Source organism: Vibrio penaeicida (genome assembly GCF_002933855.1).
GTDB lineage: Bacteria > Pseudomonadota > Gammaproteobacteria > Enterobacterales > Vibrionaceae > Vibrio > Vibrio penaeicida_A.
Genome location: NZ_BFAQ01000022.1, coordinates 147,626 through 168,654, shown reverse-complemented (window position 1 = coordinate 168,654; position 21,029 = coordinate 147,626). Strand labels below are relative to the sequence as shown.

The window sequence follows — 21,029 nt, the reverse complement described above, 5'->3', positions numbered from 1 at the left end:
GGTTAACCAACCCGATTTACGTTGCTGATAAACACGTAACCTACACCTCGTTCCGTTTGAATGAACTCGGGTAATCGTGGGTTGTTTTCAATCTTCCTTCGTAATCGGAGAATGAGAACATCGACTGTTCTGTCACTCGAATCTGAGGCGAGACCATGGGTTTTATCCATCAACTGATCCCGTGATAAAACGCAGTTTGGTGAGGTGATTAACGCTTGAAGCAATGCAAATTCTCCATACGTTAAACTGACCTCTCTACCCGATTCGTGAAGAAGCTGTCTTGTCGACATATTCAGGCTCCAAGGTCCAAAGCAATATTGTACGTGTTCTAGTTGAATTGGCTTTGTTTGCGTTATGTCTGAGCGGCGAAGCAATGCATTGACACGAGCAATCAGTTCCCGAAGGTTAAACGGCTTCATCATGTAATCATCGGCGGCGATTTCTAACCCGATGATGCGGTCGGTTTCATCACCTTTACCTGTAAGCATCATGATTGGAACGGTGCTTTGTTCTCGAATTGCCTTTGCTAGCTGCAAGCCATCTTCTTGTTTCAATCGCAAATCCAACAATATGACATCCGGATTGTCCTGTTTGAACGCAGACATAAGCTGATCGCCATTCTCAGCCAAAATGACGTTATGCCCTTGCTGTGATAAAGCGTCTCCAAGTACATCTCGAATGTCTTGATCGTCATCCACGACAACAACTGTGCGAATGCTCTTTTCCTTGAGTTGCAAACTTCAGCTCCAAATTGCGGGAAATTTTATTGTGATAACACTCATTTAGTCAGTTTGGCGAACAAATGCTCGAAAATTGTGACTTGAGTAAAGTCTATACCTTATAAACGCCTTTTGCTCCGAGCATGTGATACGACCAATAGAACCCAAGAAAATAGAAACAAAAAACCCAGCGCTTGGCTGGGTTCTTGAATTTAAATTGCTATGAATATTTATGCGTATTCGATTTCGAACTGCTTCATAAACTCAACTAAAGCTTGTACGCCTTCAAGCGGCATTGCGTTGTAAATAGAAGCACGCATACCACCTACAGCTCGGTGTCCTTTTAGCGCCTGCAAACCAGCTTCTTGAGCTAACTCCAGAAACTTCCCATCTAATTCAGGTTTCGCTAACTGGAAAGGTACGTTCATGCGCGAGCGGTTGTTTGGGTGGACCTGATTACGATAAAAATCAGAAGCATCAATGTAATTGTACAGTAGATCCGCTTTTTCTTTGTTGACTTGCTCGATTGCTTCTACACCACCTTGCTCTTTCAACCATTCAAACACTAACCCAGATAAATACCATGCATAAGTAGGTGGTGTGTTGAACATGGAATCTTTTTCAGCCAATACCTTATAGTTAAGAATGCTTGGAAGCGCGTCTGATGCCAATTCAAGTAAATCTTCACGAACGATTACGATACAAATACCCGCTGCACCGATGTTTTTCTGAGCACCTGCGTAAATTACACCATATTGAGAGACATCGATTTTACGAGATAGGATAGTGGATGAAAGATCCGCAACAATGGGCTTATCTGTAACAGGCAGTTCTGTAATCTCTACGCCATCGATAGTTTCATTCGGGCAAAAGTGTACATAAGCAGCGTTTTCATCAATTTCCCACTCAAAAGGTGGAATAACCGCAACTTTGCCATCAACTTCTGTTTTCGCGTCGATAACACGAGGTTGGCAATATTTCTTTGCTTCCGTTACTGCACTTTGCGCCCAGTAACCTGCATCAACATAGTCTGCTTTTGTTTTGTCGCCAAGCAGATTCATTGGTACTGCCGCGAACTGAGCGCGAGCACCACCATGGCAAAACAACACTTTATAGTTGTTAGGGATGGACAGGAGATCTCTTAGATCTTGTTCTGCTTTTTCAGCAACAGCAATGAATTCTTTACTGCGATGGCTGATTTCCATTACCGATGTGCCAATACCATTCCAGTTGATGAATTCAGCTTGCGCTTTTTCCATTACCGCTTTAGGTAAACCTGCTGGACCAGCACTGAAATTATAAATCGGTTCCATGATGAAGAATGCTCCTGCGTTAAAATACAAATCGAGATTTACATCAGTAATACCACTTTTTGAGATCGGGAAAAAGAAAAAAACGGAGAAAACACAAAAAAAGAAGTCTTATGACTTCTTTTTATATTCAATTCGCTATTTTCGGTAAAGAACTCTACTTACCACCAGCCATCAAAGGCATGAATAGTGCAAGAAGTGGTATTTGCTTCCCGCTAGAGAAGGTTACCTGACCGTTAATCAGCTTTGCATTCAAACCAACACCATTGTTATCTTCGTTAGCAAACTCCATAATCAATAGCTCATCTATATTTTCTCGCACAAATGGATAGGATTGAAGTAGCTCGTTGGAAATGAAAGCATCCAGATTTCCTTCAACAACATTCAACAATACTGATGCATTTTGAGAAACATTTTTTTGCCCAGAAGGAACAGTTAGCTGCCACGCTGACTGGAAATCCCCTCCATCTAAATTGAGGGCAAACTTGTTAAGCTGAACGCCAAAGCCTGTTTCGATCAATTGATCCAGCAACGGCATACTTTCGTTCATTCCCTCTTCCGTCAGGTTTCCACCCGCACGATAAATTGAAATAAGTTGCTCCAATGCTTGGCTGTTAATGCCGTTAAAGGCAAAATCTAGCTCCAAATCTCTGGCATGATTCTCGCCAGTCGATGCACTTTTAATGGAGAGTGTTTGCACGCTATCAAATTTTTCACCTGATTCGTCTTTGTTGGTTTTCAGCACATACAGCAAATCTTCAAGTTGAAAATCGCTTTCCCCAGAAGCAGATGAAAGTTGAAAACCTTTGACGCCAATGTTTTGCTCGCCAACCCACAGACCACCTTCACGTTGCCCTGCCCCTTCACCAGTAAAGTTGTCCAAAACCAAATTGTCGCCATTAGCAAAGTTAACCGACGCTTGTGGTACCGCAACCGTCGCTTCTAGCGCACCAGCGACAGAGGCAACGCCTTGTGCTGTATATTGACCGATAATGAGTTCGGCACCTTTGGAATCGGTAAAATTGAATTTTCGTCCCACCAATTCAAAGTGTGTGTCTCCGTTCAATTTTGTCTGAGTCGCCAACTCAAATTGAATAAGCAATGAGTCTTTTACATAAGAATGCGCATCGATCCCAACCAAGCCGTGACTAATGTCGTGAACGACTTCGATTGAAGCAGGTAGACCGTCAGCTTCAAGGCTTTTGACTAGCTGTGGGTCGGTGATTGTGTAGCGGGTAATTGCAGTTGCAGAAAAGTAACCTCTGTCGTATTCGGCTATCTCTGCCTTAACAGAACTGCTATTTAAATTTTGTACACCATCTTCGATAACTTTTTGCGCTATCTGACCGACTGCAAGTGGCCAACATGCCACCAGAAGAATAGCACCGCCGATAGCGCCCATTTTTTTAAGAGAATGCATGCTGTCTTTAATATAAAGTTAAAAAACGCAGTCTACATCAATTTACGCAAGAAGTGGAAAGCGCAATACATATCTAAATACGCGCAATTTAAAGAGTGCGCTACTCTAGCTAACAGTGCATAAACACATCGAAGATGATGATGAAGGAGCGATTTCAACCAATATGGTTAGAAAACCTCCACAAAAATGGAATTTCTTTTAAATTTTTGATGAATCCTCGGTTGGATGCATTATCATATTCCCTAGTAATTCAAAGAACTTAAAGGCTTTGCTTTTCAAGCATTGCCCGTACCAACTACATAAGGTTTGTCTAAATTATGCGTAAGACACTGTTAGCCATTGGTTTGATGGCAGTATCTGCTTCTTCATTTGCTGCTGACAAAGACGAAGTTACGTCTATGAGCAACTTTAACTACGACTATGCTGAAGCTCGAATTGGCGCAAGCCCAATGACGTTTGGTGGTGGTTTTAGCAAATCAGTTCACCCAAATGCACATATGGTTGCCACCATTGATTCTAAATTTAAAGGTGACTTTAACCTAGCTGCAGGTTTTGGTTTTCATGCTCCAGTAAACAACTGGGCTGACCTTACAGGTGAAATGCTATTCCGCGCGGTTGATAACGATAACCAAGATATCGATACCGGGATGCAAATCAACCTTGGCGTACGCCAGTGGCTTGGTCCACAATTTGAGGTGGGCGGTAAAGTGGGTTATGTATCCATTAAACAAAAAGACGAATGGACAGGTTCTGTATACGGCCGCTTCCATTCAACCGAACTATTCTCAATTGGTCTAGAAGGTCTACTAAATGACTTCTACGGCGACCAATTTATGATGACAGCAAGATTTAAGTTTTAATCTTATTTCCTAGTTAAATTTGGAAAGCCAGAGATTTTAGTCTCTGGCTTTTTTATGTTTGGTATTCGCTAGTTGTCAGCTCAATTTAATGTTGATGTAAAAAAACCCCAACTTAGTGTTGGGGCTTTGAAGTTATAAACTATAAGCTATTATTCCTCGGTTTAAATTCCGCTCTTAACTTTTCAAGCCTATGGTAGTTATGGCCATCAGAGGTCATCCATTGCATTCTATTAAAGTCTACAAAATCAATATAATCGGGCTTATGCTTAACATGAATATCGAAAAAATCTCCTAGAATATAGTCAGAATTTAGTTTGGTTAAGTCATAACTAATTCTGCATTTCCCATTAGAATCGAAGGCATTTACTGGTGGAATCACGTCACCTGTAGATGAATATGCATATGACATACTAAGTTTTGGAGAATTACCACCAATATAGTTGTTTGTGATATCAAGAAGCTCACAGTTTTTTCCATACTCAAGATATAAAGCAGGTTCTGAAGAACTAGTTCCTTCTTCATACACTGCTCTTATAGATACACTGGAAGGGATTTGGAGCGGACTGAGATTTTTTTTCACAGTAAATAATTTCCTTCCTTCATTATATGTCAAATATAAAGGATTGGATTCTGCATTTTTCTGATGCTCTGTGATATCCAGAAATACTAAGTCTTGAAAGATCTTTTCTTCAATAACATGTGAATAATCTTGAGTTGACTCATTTACGTCTTCAGTCAGAGGATCATCCGAGACCGGGGTATTAAAATAGCCAACCGATTTAGAACGTACACCATGGATATCAGTAAGTTCAATCTGAATTTGCCCCAAAGCTTCTACTTCTGTATTCACGACTGAAAAGTTCAACAGTGAAGCAGCTTGATCACGGGTTACTTCAATTCCATATTCACCTACTGCGTAATTCCCAACCTTTATGTATGCCTCAGCGCTATTGCATCTCGGCAATACATTATTAGGAAGAGCAGTAATCAGTAATTCACCGTTTTCAAACTTTAGCTTGCGACAGTACGTCAAATTTGAATCACTGACATCTATAGGATTGGATTTAAAATAGTATTCTTGACTCTCCAATAAACTTAACTGATCTACATAAGTTTGCTGAATCACATTGATATCGGTAATTTTCTCAAGGCTTGTAGAAACAACAGCTATAGCACTGCCATCATCACCTATTACTTCGTGTTGGAATCTGATGCTTATAGGATATTGACCATTTGCATTATCAGATATGTTACCTAACAGAACCCATGCTGATGGGTTATCAAGTAACTCTAACTGTTCCTGACTCAACTCAAAACTAGTGTGTAGTTGAGTCAGAAATTCGCTAGGAATGTCTTTTACTTCTATTAATAGGAAGCTACCCAAGTCGCTAGAAGCCTCTATTTGATATCCCTTTTCGCCTATAGCTCGTTCTTGCTCCATCACTTGGAACATTCTTTCTGGTTCTATTCCAACCAAAATTAATGATCCAGGAATAAACTGAGCGTCAAGCCTTTCCGACAAACTATCAATTGCATTAGCCCCAAATTCGGTTAGGACTGGTAGAGCGTACTTTGGCTTTACCGGGACTTCAAAATCTAGATATGCGACTCTACCTTTTCCAGAAGAAACGCTCTCAGTAACTTTTAAAACAAACTTTGTTTCTAGTGGTTCATTAGGGAACCCATGGATAGTCAATTTAGCAGGTTCGTACGCTTGTTGTACAGCGTCACCTTCCCCTAAAACTTCATCAACTGCAGCAATAGTTGTAATGCTTATTCCATTAATTACATCTACAGTATTTCCCGAAGTGTTAACGATTTCAAAAGTTACTTCATCCGAAAACAAATTATCCAACTCAAAAGTTTGCTCAGGAATTACATCACCAACTGTAACTCCTGCCTTTGAGATATTTTCGTATAAGCGACTAAATTCCTCTTTAATTGGAGTAAGTCTTACAACTGTATCAACATTTTCTACATAACCAAGCCCGTCACCTAAATCAATATAATCAGCGGTGAAGAACAGCTTTTCATTACCCAACTGCGACGGTGTTAAAGCACTAGCTTCATCAACGAAATATGGTAGTAGTTCTATAAGAAACTGATTGTTACCATTCTTTTCCGCCTCAACAAGAGACTGAGCTACTTTATGCAGCTTTTGAGCGACATCAGAATTTTTACCATTCTTTTCCGCTATAAAATCAAAATGTCTTAGATCTATGTCCTTTCCATTTAGTATGGGAGACAGCTCGTTTAGTACACTTTGTGTAGCTTGCTCGACATATGCTTCTATGCTTTCAGTACTGCCAGCCTTTAGCTTTAGAGCCTCTTCATAAATTAATTCAGAAAGTGGAGATACTATAGTTGTTCCTTTTAAAGCAAACAATTTAAAGCCAGTCATATCGATATGCGCTGGATTATCAAGATCTTTTGTTTGGCCAGGGACTGATGTTGCTACAATAGGACCTGTAATATCAGAGCTTTTTAGCTTAAACTCACCTTTTTCATTGGTATTACCAACGAACTCATCTGAATTAATCGCACCATCATTATTCTTATCAAGATATATATTTGCGTTAGCTAAGTAGCCATCAACGACTTTAATATTCGTAAAGCTAGAAGCAGCACTGTTAGGTTTATTATTTTCAGAAGTTTCTGTGTTATCTGACTCGCTAGATTTATTACAAGCAGTCAAAAGTAAGGCAGGTAGAATACTAGCTAGTATTGTACGTTTCATATTTCACTCCATGAATAAGGCTGGGTATTACTACCCAGCCCATTTTAATTAGAACTGAGTAACGTCTTCGTTCTCTTCAATAATATTTAAGCTTCTCAAACCAACTGAATCAATTAGATCAATGAACTCTGATGTAGATGCAGGCTCATTGATTGCAGACTCAATAGCTGCTGTAGTAGCTGAATAAAGAGGGCTCAATGTTTCCAAACCAGTGTAATAAACTCTTAAGTACGCAAGGGCTGATGTGTAGCTTTGTTCATTTATTACTTTAGCTATTTGAGAAGCACTATTAACTGAAGTATTGAATAGACCACCTTCAATTCGTTGATCAGTTCCGAACATACAACCAACTCGACCTAATACCCAACAACCACGGTCTTCGTTCCAAACCAGCTCCTTAGAATTGATTAAAGTCTCACGCGCATCCCAAATAACTTCGTAACTTAAGAAAGTAGAGCCTCGCTTATCAAACTCTGCATTTACACTAGCAACCCAAGGTAATATTTCTTGACCATATGTAGCCAATGCGCTGACATCCGCTGAACCAATAAGGTAATCTTTAACGCTTACATCACTGGTTACAGCATTTGCCGAAGATTCTTTTAGCTGACCCAATATGTTGTCGCGAGTCAGTAAATGAGAAGCGATCTCACTCCGGCCGTATTGAGTAGAAATAAACTCTTTCGAGTTTTGCACTTGAGTAATAAGCTCTGAAGCTATCGAGTTATCTTTACCTGCAACATATTCACTACCCAAAATATCGATGTATTTTGGCTCATGAGAAACATAACCGCCAACTTCACGAATACTTGTTTTTTCTAGTAGATCGAACGCTTCCGGTTTGAAGAGATCCGTTCTAGAGCTATCGTTTTTGGATATCGTGTATAGCATCGCTTTAGCAATAGGTGTAGACCCACTTCTATTCGTACCATACCAGTAGTTTAATCTCCAAGATAAGCTATTTGGAGTTGAGCGGATAGATGTTCCAACCCAATTCGGAACGTACGCGACAGTATCTATTTCTCGCCCTTGCGAATCAACAAACGCATACGGATCGTGTAGGCTCGAGAAACTTTTTGCAATAGGTGAAGCTTCTGGCAGCTTAGCATTTTTAGTCCAGTGCTCTACCAAATTGTTGAGTTCTTCTCTTACCCCTGGTAAATCCACTAAAGCAAAATCAACACCTTTTAGACCTGATGGCTCTAATAAGTACCCCATTGCTAGTAGTTTATCCATCCAAGTACCTAGATGCTCAACTTCATAACCAATATATGAAGCCCACTCAGAACTTGCACGATTATTGAAGGTAACTTTGTTTAAGTAACTTCCATGCTTTGTCTCGCCAATAACAGTATATTGAAGAGCATAGCTAACTCCGTTGGACACAATTTCCCTAGGGTTAGAATCTATCCGCGTTTTCATATCACTATCAAAGCAAGACACTGGCATTTTATTACGCCAGTCGTATGAGTCAGATACAAGACCTGCTAGATAATTTGCATTAGCTAAAGACCAAACATGACGTTGCTTTAATGTGCCATCTGGAAGTGCTGGATCGAAATCAACTTCTAGCAAGCATTGCTTTTCAGGCGTTTTTAAAAGATCCAAATAGAAATATGCTTGTTTATAAGCTGCTTTTGTGATGTCACAACGCTCTTCAAGGCTACCTGTGGAAACGTCACTACACGCTTGTTCTGGTGTTTTATAGTCACCTCTCCAATACGTTCTGTAATAGTCGTCAACAATCATATTTGAGCGTTGAAAATCACGATGTAGTGAGAAGTATTTACTTCTTGCGCGATCATTTTCATTGAATTCGACACGATCTTTTCTTGAATTACGTGATTCAAACGTTCTATGGTATCGGGCGATTAAACTGTCGGTGATTTCTTCAAAACTCGACCCTTCATCAAAGACCAAACAACCAGACTCACTCGTTGCTCGACCTCTACCATCTGTACAAAATTTATACTCTTTTAATTCCTTGCCGCTTTGGGTTAGATCTGAGTTATAGATAAGCTCGGATAATGCAGAACGTTCACTCAGGTCTTTACGTTTTTGGTCATCGTATGATGCTAAATCTAGCAGTTCGTACTTCGCTGTACTTTTTGCATAGTTAACTTCAGAGCGGGTTAGAATATTCTCATCTATTTCCGGGTGCACCTCTACTTTCCGTTGGTATGCGAATCGAAGAGCTGCTCGGTCATAAAGACCAAATGCAGGGTGTACGTTAATCTCAGAAGGGGTGTAGTCCATGATTGAAGACGTAGCTGAGATTCCTTTCAAATTAAGAGCACTAGCTTGATTCTTCGTGTAGAAATTATGGTGGTCAAACGAACCAGAGAAGTTATGCCTTAAACCAATATTGTGACCAATCTCGTGTACAAGAGTAGTCAAGTATTGATGAACCGTGAAGGAGTGAGTAACAGCATCGCGTTGAACTGGGGATAAATCAGACCACGACTTCAAAGTTCTAAACTGTGCATCCGCTTGAGGATTCGTAAAAAATCCATCTTCAAAGAAATCAAGTTCAGTTATATCAGTCTTATTTGCCACGATCTTAGAAGAAATGGATGAAAGCTCAGCCGGATACATGTTGTTTTCCATCATATATTGGAGGCGCTTGTTTTCTTTTTCCAGCTCAGCATCTAGATCTACTTGCTCATACTCAGGAAGATCTTCACTAGGCAGAACATCAACTGGAGCAGGAGATTGTCTAGCCAAAGATCTTACCGCTGTAACATCTTCACTCTCTACAGTAGCCAAATGAGAACCAATATAGCTTGCATTGGATGCAACAGCACCAGCACTCATACCTTCACTTTCGTAAGGTTGTGCTAGCTGATTTTTGTTATATAGTCTTGCTAATTCATCCCAACCACTGCTAACTCCCATCTTAGATACGCCCGGATACATGATCGTATAAGCACTTACAATCTCTCCAGTTAGTGGGTTAGCTGTACTTGGTCCAAACCCAAGCAGCCCAGCTTGACTTGCTTCGGGTACAATATGAATTACGTTGGTTCGGATATCGCCTACTTTAGCTCCAACAGCTTCATTTTGGTTTGTAATAACAAGTTCAGGAACTAATCTACCGTTAGCAGAAAAATTATCTTTTAGACTGTTATTTATATAATCAAAACCTTTGATCGTAGCGTCTAGCCATGCTTTATTTACAAGGTTTCCATTGGCATCTTTGCGGAAGAATTCATCACTTAATTGATACTCGATACGATCTTTTCGAGGATCAAAGCGATTTATAAAGTACCCCTCATGACCATTTTGGTTTGGAATGTAATTACCATCTAGCTTTTCATATGAAGTTTTGAATAGACCAAACTTACTGTGCTCTTCCAAGTCATAATGAACAGCTTGATATCCCGGAGTGGCTAACTTATCCAGGCGAACTAATGAATAAAAAACATCTGCTTTTTCTGGGTTGCCAGCTTTAGAGACGATATTGTGTTCATGCTCAATGTTGATTACACCTGCGTTCTTGGGATCGAACTCAAGGTGAGTCAAAGATTTACTTTGTTTATCACCTAGCCACTTCTCGAAGAAATATTGCTCATCGTGCATGTCCAGACTAACAAAATCAGGTGTGAAGTGAGTTTTTTGCCACCACCTTACATTAGGGTCAGATATTTTCTCTTCTGCATTGGTACAGTCACCATATGAATCTTCTTTACATTGATAACCTTCATAAGTACCAGTGATGGTGAACAAGCGTGGTTCATTATGTTCTTGTGGGAATCGGGTTGTTTCCCCATCAAAAGTAATGTCACCTTCAACTAACTCGGCAACAAGACCATCTTGAGTGAACTTAAGCTTTACAAGTCTTTCGCCGTTAATATAGTCGTATGCATATGGGGTATTTTGAGATGTTCTAGAGAGATCGCCCATAGACTGTTGGAATAACCACAAACCATCTACTGGAATTTCGTAGCAGTCTACACAATTCTCATCGCTTACTTTACGAGGAGTTCCTGCAGTAAGACTAGATAGAGCATATTCATATACATCTCTATCTACATATTCGTATGCCTGATCATCAGCACCACAGCCTACTAGTGCCGCACCTACTGCTGTGACCAAACTCAGTTTCTTAAAATTCATAAGTAACTACCTGTTGTTGTTTTTATTTCCTAAAAAGAAATCTTTGCTGTCGCGGCATAAACCGCTTTTTCACTGTCAAAGAGTTCGATATTTCCTAGAGTGCCTCGCTCGGCATCTGCGTATACGCCACTGGATGAAGCGCTTAAAGAAAGACTTATGTTATCTGTCGCTTTATAGCTGCCGGATAAGCTTCCTTGATAGCTAAAACTGGATCTTCTGGTACCTTGATAGCTGATCGTATTACCGCCGAGAACGGAAGCAGATAGTGAAAACTTACCAATTGAATAGCTACTTCCAGCTGATATCGAATATGTCCATTCGGCTAAAGATTTACCTGCAATGGTTTTATATTTATGGAAGCTCTTTCTTACTCGAGGTGATAATGAAAAGCTAACATCCGAGATCTTATAACTCACCGGTAATGCAAGGCGGAATGCTGTATTCAATTGGTCTTTTCGTGAGGCTTCAGACGTAGGAATAGTAAATTGTCCGCTGATAGAAACATTCCCACTATCACCAAACTTGGTAAGGCTAGAGTGTGATAACCCAATTACTGAATCAGTAAAGAAATCACCTGTTTTATCTTCCAATGCCCTCCTCGCCCCTGTGGATACAAATGCGCTATAGTCACCTTCAGTAGCCGAAAAACTAGCGCTCCATGTTAGGGTACGCGAAGAACGATAGTCATCTGGATGATAAATATTGGTTTGATAGCCGAGCGATAAGCTACCACCGTATTTCGCTTCAACTACTTCTTCCTGAACGGCACTGTTCGTTACTTCTTCCTGTTTAACTTCCTTTTGCTCATCTGCCAACGCATTACACGAGGCTAAAACACCAGTCATTAAAACAAGTTTTGGCAACGCAATTTTATTTGTGTGCTGCATAAACGTTTCCGTTTTTCCTGTTTAGTTTTCCTAAATTTGAAGTGCACGCGACCTTCCCTAAAAAAAGAAAGGGATAAAAAGGTTTACTGAAATTAATTCAGTCGCTACTCTTCAAAATATTAACAGTAATTAAAAGACATAAGAATATTGCGCTCGCCAAAACGGAACGTGTTATATTATAACAATATTAATTACTGAGGTTTTATTCAGATATATAAAACAAATAGTAAGAGTAACTATGAAATGTTCCATAGCTATTATTTATTAAGTATAACTAAATAATTCTATAATTAGATTTGATGTTTATTCATATACTGTCTGTCCTGTAATTCCTTTTACGATATAAAATGAGCATTAAATACTCAATCAAGCCCAGCCAAGACTTTGTTATAATAGGTGTGCTATATAGTTTGATTATTATCCGTATGAGCAAACTATATTTAGTTTGATAGGTTTTAAACCTAATATTAACTATCTCTTAATTTTAGATAAAGTTCATCTTGTATAGTGTATCTAATTATTAATATTCGACTTACTTCATCTTTTAAATGTAAATACATTTAACCATCTATTAATAATCTTTCATTTTCGTCTTTAGGGAGTGGTTTTGTATTTTTATGCTCACGATATTTAGGGTGTGTAATCGGTATCGCTGATAAAAGTGTTTTGGTGTAATCTGCTTGGGGATGGTCATATATCTCTTTGACGTTACCTAGCTCAACAATCTTACCAAAGTACATTACCGCAACTCTGTCTGATACATGACGAACTACAGATAAATCGTGTGAGATAAAAATCATCGCAAGGTTCATTTCTTTCTGTAATCTAAGTAACAAGTTAAGAATCTGAGCTTGTACCGAAACATCCAATGCAGATACAGATTCATCACATATAAGAAGCTTAGGCTTTAGCGCTATCGCTCTAGCGATGCCTATACGCTGACGTTGCCCACCAGAGAATTCATGCGGATAACGTTCAACTGAATTAGCAGGCAATCCCACTTTTTCTAGTAATTCCAATACCCATTTCTTACGTTCTTCATTAGTTCCCACACCATGAATTACGTAGGGTTCCTCTAATATCATTCCGATCGTATGGCGCTGGTTGAGAGATTCCATTGGGTCTTGAAAGACAATCTGCATGTCTTTACGTAGGGGGCGCATTTGTCGTGGGCTTAGTTTGGTTATATCTTCACCTTCGAAAAATATTCTGCCTTCTGTTGGTTCAAATAGCTTTAATATTGTGCGCCCAAGCGTGCTTTTCCCACACCCCGATTCGCCAACCAACCCCAGTGTTTCACCACGAGCAACAGAAAACGAAACACCGTCTACTGCTTTTACGGTGTAGCCCTTCTTTAAAATCCCTTTGCCAGACACAAAATGCTGTTTAAGGTCAACAATTCTTAGTACTTCATCCATAACAGCCATTAACCTCTAAACTCGGGAAATGCATTAACATCTATTGGTTTAATTTCAATGGGTTGCTTTGGTTCATCATCCAAGCTTGGCATAAGACCCATCAACCTTTCTGTGTAAGGATGTTGAGGGTTGTCGAATAAATCGAATACATCAGCATATTCGACAACTTTACCACCATACATTACTGCTACGTCATCGCATATTTCCGCAACGACACCAAGATCATGAGTAATGAATATCATCGCCATTCCCGTCTCTTCTTGAAGCTCACGCATAAGCTCAAGAATTGAAGCTTGAACCGTCACATCAAGTGCAGTGGTTGGCTCATCGCAGATCAAAATATCAGGCTTACACGCCAGTGCCATTGCAATCATGACACGTTGCCTCATTCCACCAGATAGATTATGCGGGTATTCGTTTAACCTTTTTTCAGGCATTGGAATACGTACTTTTTCAAGCATTTCAAGCGAGTATGCATTCCTTTCCGCTCTAGAGAGTTCTGGACGATGCAACTCCAGAACTTCGTTCAACTGCCTACCTATCGTATGTACAGGGTTTAGCGCGGTCATTGGATCTTGAAAAATGATCGAAATATTATCACCGCGCATTTTGTACATTTCTTCAGGTGGAAGAGTGACAAGATCGGTTCCGCGGTACAATATTTCACCTTTAGTAACCCGACCATAAGGCTTTGGAAGAAGCCCCATGATGGACATGGACGTGACGCTCTTTCCACACCCTGATTCGCCAACGATACCTAAGGTTCTACCAGCTTTTACATCAAAGTTGACCCCATGAAGAATTTTCACAACGCCATCGTCGGTTGTAAATTCTGTTTCTAGGTCTCTGACACTTAATATTGTTTCCGCAGACATACCACTACTCCTGACTGACTAAAGCTTGTAACGCGTATCCATAACCGTTACTGGTTCGAATGTTTTTCCGCTTTTTACCGCTTTCTTCGTTGCTTTCTTTTCTTCTTCATCGATCCAGAAAGTGTGGAAACCTACAACACGATCTATTGGGAATATGCTATCCGTAAAACGATTCATTGCTTGCTGTGGGTATTTCAGGTAACGCCAGTGGGCTTCACGAGTATAAGGCACCATGTACCCAGGGACGATTACATGGGCTTCCGTAATTTTCTGTTGAATTTGATGAGAGAGCTTATGCTTTTTCTCTACATTAAATTCTTGTCTGTACTGCATGATCAGTGCATCTAGCTCTGGTGAGCTAAAGTTTGTATGGTTATTGGTTTGAGCTTTGTTAGCATTAGCAGAATGGAAGTATTCCCAATACGCTGGTACTTCACGTCCGCCCATATTAAGGAAAGCGAGTTCATGCTTTTTCTCTAAAATGAACTTGAACGCGGAAGAACCATCAACCAGATTCAATGAAAAATCAATTCCAGCTTTCTTTCCTTGTTCTCTGAGAAATGCAATTCGAGGGGTCCAAGAGTTGTAGCCATAAGTAATAGCAAAACTCAGCCGCTCTCCTTTTGCGTTAACTCGAATACCATCAGCCCCCACTTTGTCGAATCCGGCTTTAGCAAAAAACTCTCCTGCTAACTCAGGATCAAACTTAGGTGGAACAGGGGTTGGCATATCGTATTTGCCATGACCAAAGCCCATGGCGTGTGGCTTACGAGAATAATCACCACGAGTAATTTTTTCGATCATTCCATCGTAATCAGTCGCATACATGATGCCCTGACGAAGATTGATATCGTTCAAATGAGCCTTAGAGGAGTTAATCCATACCCCCCCTGCACCTTGAGGTCGTTCATTAAAGCCCCAGAAGCGGTGTATATAACCTTTTTGGTAAGGTTCTGTATTGGTTTTTTCGTGCCAAATTCCTGGAAGAATGACACTAAATGCGTCCAAATTGCCTTTTTCAAAATGTTTGCGGGCAATATCGTTATCGCGAATCACTTTGAAGCGGATTTTTTCTACATTAAAACGATTTTTGTAATACTGATTGCTGTATCCCCACCAATCGTCGCCGACATGTTTAAAGGTTAGGCTTTTACCTTTTTTCACTTTGTCTAGATAATAAGCGTAAGTCGTTGGTTCACTTTTAAAGTTGTATTTACGTACAAAGTTATCATCAATACCATCGCCGTTTTCATCTTTGGAAGGCTTATAAAAGTGCTCAGGTCTAGGTCGAAGGCTACCAAGCATACGCAGTAGTTCGTCTGGATTTTTTTCTATGGCAGATACCGCAGCGATTGTGTGTTCGTCAATCTTAACGACATCAGCAATTTGCTCTGTGTAGTAAGTGTTGTACCAAGGAGCAACAATATCTTTTGAACGGAAGAACTTTAAGATAAAAACAAAATCGTCTGCTGTTACCTTTTCACCATCAGACCACTCAGCTTCTGGATTCAATTTGAAATAAACCGTTTTATTATCACCAGCAAATGCCCACTCATTTGCTAAGTCCGGAATCCACTCTAACGTGTCGGGATGCTGCCCAACTAGTGATGGAACGCTGTCTAGAAAGTATGAACGTAGTCCTGAATTCGAGTCGGGGCCTACACTACGCAAGGTTTGTGGGAAGCTGAGGAGGTGCGTTCTGTAGGTTCCACCGCGCTTTGCTTCTTCTGAACCAATCAAAGGTTCATCCCAGTTTGTCTCCCAGTTCAACCCTTCCGGTAAGGAAGCTGCTTGAGCTGCAAATCCTGTTGCAGAAAGCAACGCAGCTATGACTATCTTTTTCATAAACATTCCCTATTTAATTATTCTAGTTATACGTAACGAGTAAATTTCTTTGGATCAAAGGCTGCACGTATCGCTTCGCCAATGAACGTAACCATAATAAGTACAGATACAATTGCAGCAACTACCGAAGACACAATCCATGGTGAGTCCAAATTAGATTTGCCTTGTTGTAACAACTCGCCCCAGCTTGGTGTTGGAGGACGTAGACCCAAACCTAAATAATCCAACGCCGTAAGTGCGGTAATGTTGGCTGCAATGGTAAACGGAGCAAGAGTGACGATCATTACCATAGTATTAGGTAAGATATGCTTAAATAGAATTCTTGAAGTGCTCGCACCTAGTGCTCTTGCAGCCATAACGTATTCGCGCGCCGACTCTTTGTAAGTCATGGTTCGCATATACCAAGTCAAACCCATCCAACTAAAGAGAACATTTATGGCGACAAACAGTGTGAAAGTGGGCTGAGTGATCGATACCAAAATCATAATGACATAAAGGAACGGAACCATTGACCAAACTTCGATAAGGCGCTGAACAAAAAGATCAAACTTTCCTCCAAAGAAGCCCATCGCACAGCCAACAGCGGTACCAATCGCATACGAAATTGCCATGGTGAGTAACGCAAAGCCCATGGCAATTCTAAAACCATAAACAAGTCGAGCGAGAATATCGCGTCCGATAACATCTGTTCCTAAGTAATGCTGAGTTTCGGCATTAGGAGACGTTGGAGGGAAATCGCCACTAAAGTCTTGTTCATACGGGTTCCAAGGAACAATTGGCATCAAAACGAAATCATCACTATCGGACGTTGCAAAAGACTTAGCCAACTCACGGTAATTAGCTTCACCTGAATGTGTCTGCCCGAACGTTTCTGCAAGGTGAACATCACTCACTACAGGGAAAAACCATTCACCCTGATACTTAACGACTAACGCTTTGCTGTTTACAAAAACTTCTGCAAATAGAGACGCAACAAGCAGCACAGATAAGATTAGGAAAGACCAATAGCCACGTTTAATCTCTTTAAAACGTTTGATTTTCTTTCTTGTTAAAGGCGTTAAATTCAACATCATCACGCTCCAAACTTCACACGTGGATCGACCAACGCAACACAGATATCAGATACAATATTACCGACCAAAAGCATTATGGCGTTAATGGCGACTATCCCCATGACTACTGGGTAATCACGTTCCATAATGGACTCATACCCAAGCAAACCAATGCCATCAATATTGAAAATTACTTCTATTAAGAAAGACCCAGACATAAAGAACAATAAAGAGTTACCAAAGTGACTGGCAATTGGAATCAAGCTATTGCGTAACGCGTGCTTCCTTACTGCTTTTTGAAACGGTAATCCTTTAGCGATAGCTGTTCGAATGTAATCCGAGGAAAGGTTTTCCATGAGGTTATTCTTCATGGTCATAGTGAGCGTTGCAAAATCACCAATTAGATAACAAATCAAAGGTAAAATGGCGTGCCACATAATGTCTTTGACGCGCTCGTAAACCGTTTCATAGTCGTCAAAATCATCTCCGACAAAGCCTCCCATCGGGAACCACTCTAAGTTATAGCTAAACCACGTAATCAGCAGTACACCCACTACGTATCCTGGTAAGGCATACCCAAGAAAAATAAGAATTGAAGAAGATGAGTCAAACACGCTGCCGTGCTTGAGGGCTTTGTAATAGCCTAAAGGAATCGATATAAAATAACTGATAAAGAAGGTCATACCGCCGTAAAACAGAGAGACGGGTAATCTCTCGGCGATCATATCGGTTACCGGTTCGTAGTAACGAGTTGACTCTCCAAAATCTAGAACAACAAGTTTACTGAGCCAGTCAACGTAGGCCTCTAGTACAGGTTTGTCTAATCCATAGAATGCGTTCAATTCTGCCATCTGGTCTTCTGACAATGCAGAACTATCACCAGCTACCGATGTTGACGCGCTGTCTCCTTGTGGTTGCATGTTCGCGAGCATTCGCTCAACAGGACCACCAGGAACAAACCGTGTAATGGCGAAAATTAGAATGGTTATTCCCAAAAATGTTGGAATAACAAGCCCTAAGCGGCGTAAAAAATAAGATAACACGTACCGACCTTCTCCGAGTCTTTTACTTCTCCGTCACAAAAATGTCATTCACTCACTATAGTATTCATAATACCGTGAAATTCGACGGAGCTGGATTGAACATCAATGTCCCAGTACAGCTTCAATTTTAGCTAGACTGAACTATCTTAAACGGTTCTTGTCAGACTGGATCTGAAACTACCTTATTCCATTATATTTATGTGTTTCTTATATGATACGCGGTATCAAATTTCTGGTTACAGCAAACGTTTCCCTAAACCAAATACAAACTATAGATAAACAACCTAAAAATACGAATTAATTAAGATTTAAATATTGTACATATTGTTAGCCTCAAATTTTAACACCGCATTAACACAAAAAAACAGTTAACAACTTCAAGAGCCGTATTATTTCCTAATCATGTCTTTTTATTTGTAAGTATGTCCATTTGTAAATATGAAGAATTAAAATCCAACAAGAGTCTCAAAAATGACACTTTCATCTAAAAAATATTTAGTATCGAGAAGCTGGCATTAATCCTTAAAATCCGGCTCACTTATTAAGACCCTATTGACAAAACAAACATAAATAAGTATAGGTATTGTTGCTTGAATAATATTCAACAATATAATGAGGCAGATGGGCATATATGGTTAATTGATTCGATAACACTATTAACAGTTTGTCCGATTACTACTATTTCTTAGCTTACTATTTCTAATACCCTCACATTTTTTATATACATAACTGCCAATTACACTAATGACAGTTATGTAGATATTAAAAAAGGCTCGCGAATGCGAGCCTTTTTGCTAATTCAAATTTTATATTTCCTGACACAATGCAAGCAATTCATCCCTTTGCTGCTCTTGAATCAGTTTCCAGTGACAACCTTTCACTGCACCAGCAAATTTCCATAACAAGCGAATATCCACTTCGCCGCCATACGTTTGCTTAACACGTCTAAATACATCAACAGGTCCTAACCGCATAAAAGTACTGACATCTTCTACACCGGATTTTTTCACCATTCTTTCTAGGGTTAATTGCATGTTTGGGAGATCACGCAATCTTCTACTGTCTTTAGACTTTTGAAAAGCTCTTTGCTGTTTAGAGAAATTTATAGATGCTCGAACGATGCTTTCTAGCTCCTCGTGCATGGCGTCAAACAAGTCAGTAATGTCATAATAGTTAACAATTGCTGTCGTTTGCTTTTTAACATGCTTATATTTTTCACATCCAAGCTCTGTCAATTTCTTATCTAGGTTTCCACCGCCTCGAATAAAAATTGTTTCATTAGTAATTAGTGCGTACATCGCTCCTTCGTTGAATAAGCCAATTCCACCGAACATTGATCGTTTCTGATAACTACCAAATTGATCAACAAAATCATAGAACATTGATTCCTTCATGTTCTGTAACCTCCAAACTTATGTGTTAACCCCCCGATCAATACACAAGCGCCGAATATTAAATAAATATCGACTTTAGAGATGCAACCAAATATACGGTTACAAAAAACACTTCAAAATTAGAAATGTGACTCGAAGTTTATGATGAAATTTACCTTTATGAAACCGCATACTTAACTGAATGAAATAAGTTAAGATATTGCTCACAGTAACTCTGTATCAATAAGCAAAAAAGTGAATATACATCACATCTTTATGTAACAGAGGTAATCAACCACAGTTAAAATGTCGGAAACGCTCGGTTTATTGAGCCTTTATGTACTGAAATACTGGACTTTTTTTCTTGTGCGTTTTGTTGCGCGACCTATAGATAGCGCGCTAAAATGAAGCCCATATTAGACTGTTCTAAGTACCCAAATGAATCATTTATCATTTTACTGGTTACCCCATAACAACCAGTTACTGCTCCAAGGGCTTGAGTCCGAATTTGCTCAATTAGTGGAGCAATCCATAAATACAGGCAAGATCAGTCTTCCGCCAATTCCAGATGCTGTCTTGAAGATCCAGCAACTTTGTACAATGGATACTACTGGCATCCCAGATATTGCAGAGTGCCTTATGGAAGATCCGAGCCTCACCGCCGTAGTTATCCGTGTTGCTAATTCTGTCGTTTTTAATCGCAGAAATATTACCTGTACCGATTTGCAAACAGCGGTATCACGATTAGGTATCCTTCGCGTTCGAGATATAGTCACAGCGCAAGCCATCGAACAGCTAAAGAATTCGGTCAACCTCAATAAAGAATGCAACCATGTTTTAACGAATAGCGCGTCCGTATCTCGGAGGTTGGCGGCAACGATGGTTCTTGTTGCTCGTTCATTCCAAGCAACAGAAGAAGGTGATAAATACGAATACTTGGAAGTAGAGAAAGCGCTTCTCAGTGGTCTTCTTGCCGATATTGGTGTTTTCTGCCTTGTTAATGAATACCACCTGTATCTCGATCGCGGCAATTACCTTGATTACGACATAGCGCTTCAAATATTCCAATCGCGCTGCGCCGTCACCAGCCAACTTGTACTAAAAAGCTGGGGGTTTGATCGAGACTTTATTGAAGTCGCGACGAATAAATCAGTAGAAGAACAAGCTCATCCAGTCACTTACTTGGATGTTGCTCGAATAGCAAACCATCTTCTAATGTTCCGTGATGAAGATGATGAGATTGACGAGCACGAAGTTGAATTCGATGTAGATGGCGCAGAAGTACTCTACGAGTTAAGCAACCTTTCAGATTCTGACTTCGAAAATGAAATTAAAAAGATAATGAATTCAACTGGATTCTGATCTCTCTGACAT

14 protein-coding genes are annotated in these 21,029 nt (G+C 40.0%); 2 read left to right on the top strand and 12 right to left on the bottom strand.

What is annotated here, in order from left to right; genetic code table 11:
- Positions 1-2: 2 nt before the first annotated feature.
- The 3 genes from VPNCDNU1_RS13355 to VPNCDNU1_RS13345 all read right to left on the bottom strand — a co-directional run bounded on the left by VPNCDNU1_RS13355 (position 3) and on the right by VPNCDNU1_RS13345 (position 3,449).
- Positions 3-737, bottom strand: coding sequence for a response regulator (locus VPNCDNU1_RS13355; RefSeq protein ID WP_174715142.1), 735 nt, complete (start codon positions 735-737; stop codon positions 3-5).
- A 212-nt stretch (positions 738-949) separates the two neighbouring features.
- Positions 950-2,032, bottom strand: coding sequence for a 3-phosphoserine/phosphohydroxythreonine transaminase (gene serC / locus VPNCDNU1_RS13350; RefSeq protein WP_104400767.1), 1,083 nt, complete (start codon positions 2,030-2,032; stop codon positions 950-952).
- A 154-nt stretch (positions 2,033-2,186) separates the two neighbouring features.
- Positions 2,187-3,449, bottom strand: a complete 1,263-nt coding sequence (locus VPNCDNU1_RS13345; RefSeq protein ID WP_104400766.1) for a DUF945 family protein — start codon at positions 3,447-3,449, stop codon at positions 2,187-2,189.
- A gap of 317 nt (positions 3,450-3,766) precedes the next feature.
- On the opposite strand from VPNCDNU1_RS13345, the gene VPNCDNU1_RS13340 reads away from it, so the two are divergent.
- A complete protein-coding gene (locus tag VPNCDNU1_RS13340) occupies positions 3,767-4,309 on the top strand; it encodes a hypothetical protein (protein ID WP_104400765.1) in 543 nt (180 codons plus the stop codon).
- A gap of 139 nt (positions 4,310-4,448) precedes the next feature.
- On the opposite strand, the gene VPNCDNU1_RS13335 is transcribed toward VPNCDNU1_RS13340, so the two are convergent.
- The 9 genes from VPNCDNU1_RS13335 to VPNCDNU1_RS13295 form a co-directional block, all read right to left on the bottom strand.
- Positions 4,449-7,046, bottom strand: a complete 2,598-nt coding sequence (locus VPNCDNU1_RS13335; RefSeq protein WP_104400764.1) for a hypothetical protein — start codon at positions 7,044-7,046, stop codon at positions 4,449-4,451.
- 48 nt (positions 7,047-7,094) lie between these two features.
- On the bottom strand, positions 7,095-11,162 hold the full coding sequence (locus VPNCDNU1_RS13330) for a zinc-dependent metalloprotease (RefSeq protein ID WP_104400763.1): 4,068 nt from the start codon (positions 11,160-11,162) through the stop codon (positions 7,095-7,097).
- A 29-nt stretch (positions 11,163-11,191) separates the two neighbouring features.
- Positions 11,192-12,049 (bottom strand): hypothetical protein, encoded by an 858-nt coding sequence (locus VPNCDNU1_RS13325; protein ID WP_104400762.1) that lies wholly within the window; start codon positions 12,047-12,049, stop codon positions 11,192-11,194.
- Between the two features lie 560 nt (positions 12,050-12,609).
- Positions 12,610-13,467 carry an ABC transporter ATP-binding protein gene (locus VPNCDNU1_RS13320; RefSeq protein ID WP_104400779.1) on the bottom strand — a complete coding sequence of 286 codons (858 nt, stop codon included), beginning with the start codon at positions 13,465-13,467 and terminating at the stop codon, positions 12,610-12,612.
- An 8-nt stretch (positions 13,468-13,475) separates the two neighbouring features.
- The gene (locus tag VPNCDNU1_RS13315) at positions 13,476-14,342 is read right to left on the bottom strand and encodes an ABC transporter ATP-binding protein (protein ID WP_104400761.1); all 867 of its coding nucleotides are present in this window, start codon (positions 14,340-14,342) and stop codon (positions 13,476-13,478) included.
- 18 nt (positions 14,343-14,360) lie between these two features.
- Positions 14,361-16,187 carry an extracellular solute-binding protein gene (locus tag VPNCDNU1_RS13310; protein ID WP_104400760.1) on the bottom strand — a complete coding sequence of 609 codons (1,827 nt, stop codon included), beginning with the start codon at positions 16,185-16,187 and terminating at the stop codon, positions 14,361-14,363.
- A gap of 26 nt (positions 16,188-16,213) precedes the next feature.
- Positions 16,214-17,257: an ABC transporter permease gene (locus VPNCDNU1_RS13305; RefSeq protein WP_104400759.1), complete on the bottom strand. Its 1,044-nt coding sequence runs from the start codon at positions 17,255-17,257 to the stop codon at positions 16,214-16,216.
- Between the two features lie 2 nt (positions 17,258-17,259).
- Complete coding sequence (locus VPNCDNU1_RS13300) at positions 17,260-18,282, bottom strand: ABC transporter permease subunit (protein ID WP_104400758.1); 1,023 nt, start codon at positions 18,280-18,282, stop codon at positions 17,260-17,262.
- Between the two features lie 806 nt (positions 18,283-19,088).
- Entirely contained in the window at positions 19,089-19,676 is a 588-nt protein-coding gene (locus tag VPNCDNU1_RS13295; protein ID WP_104400757.1) for a TfoX/Sxy family DNA transformation protein, read from the bottom strand.
- A 417-nt stretch (positions 19,677-20,093) separates the two neighbouring features.
- Between VPNCDNU1_RS13295 and VPNCDNU1_RS13290 the strand changes: the two genes are divergently transcribed.
- Entirely contained in the window at positions 20,094-21,017 is a 924-nt protein-coding gene (locus VPNCDNU1_RS13290; RefSeq protein WP_104400756.1) for an HDOD domain-containing protein, read from the top strand.
- The last annotated feature ends 12 nt before the right edge of the window (positions 21,018-21,029 follow it).

Excerpts from the sequence above, each read along its gene's own strand:
- serC (WP_104400767.1), bottom strand. The coding sequence starts at position 2,032 with ATGGAACCGATTTATAATTTCAGTGCTGGTCCAGCAGGTTTACCTAAA.
- VPNCDNU1_RS13335 (WP_104400764.1), bottom strand. The coding sequence starts at position 7,046 with ATGAAACGTACAATACTAGCTAGTATTCTACCTGCCTTACTTTTGACT.
- VPNCDNU1_RS13345 (WP_104400766.1), bottom strand. The coding sequence starts at position 3,449 with ATGCATTCTCTTAAAAAAATGGGCGCTATCGGCGGTGCTATTCTTCTG.
- VPNCDNU1_RS13315 (WP_104400761.1), bottom strand. The coding sequence starts at position 14,342 with ATGTCTGCGGAAACAATATTAAGTGTCAGAGACCTAGAAACAGAATTT.
- VPNCDNU1_RS13330 (WP_104400763.1), bottom strand. The coding sequence starts at position 11,162 with ATGAATTTTAAGAAACTGAGTTTGGTCACAGCAGTAGGTGCGGCACTA.
- VPNCDNU1_RS13310 (WP_104400760.1), bottom strand. The coding sequence starts at position 16,187 with ATGAAAAAGATAGTCATAGCTGCGTTGCTTTCTGCAACAGGATTTGCA.
- VPNCDNU1_RS13320 (WP_104400779.1), bottom strand. The coding sequence starts at position 13,467 with ATGGATGAAGTACTAAGAATTGTTGACCTTAAACAGCATTTTGTGTCT.
- VPNCDNU1_RS13325 (WP_104400762.1), bottom strand. The coding sequence starts at position 12,049 with ATGCAGCACACAAATAAAATTGCGTTGCCAAAACTTGTTTTAATGACT.
- VPNCDNU1_RS13340 (WP_104400765.1), top strand. The coding sequence starts at position 3,767 with ATGCGTAAGACACTGTTAGCCATTGGTTTGATGGCAGTATCTGCTTCT.
- VPNCDNU1_RS13295 (WP_104400757.1), bottom strand. The coding sequence starts at position 19,676 with ATGAAGGAATCAATGTTCTATGATTTTGTTGATCAATTTGGTAGTTAT.
- VPNCDNU1_RS13290 (WP_104400756.1), top strand. The coding sequence starts at position 20,094 with ATGAATCATTTATCATTTTACTGGTTACCCCATAACAACCAGTTACTG.
- VPNCDNU1_RS13305 (WP_104400759.1), bottom strand. The coding sequence starts at position 17,257 with ATGTTGAATTTAACGCCTTTAACAAGAAAGAAAATCAAACGTTTTAAA.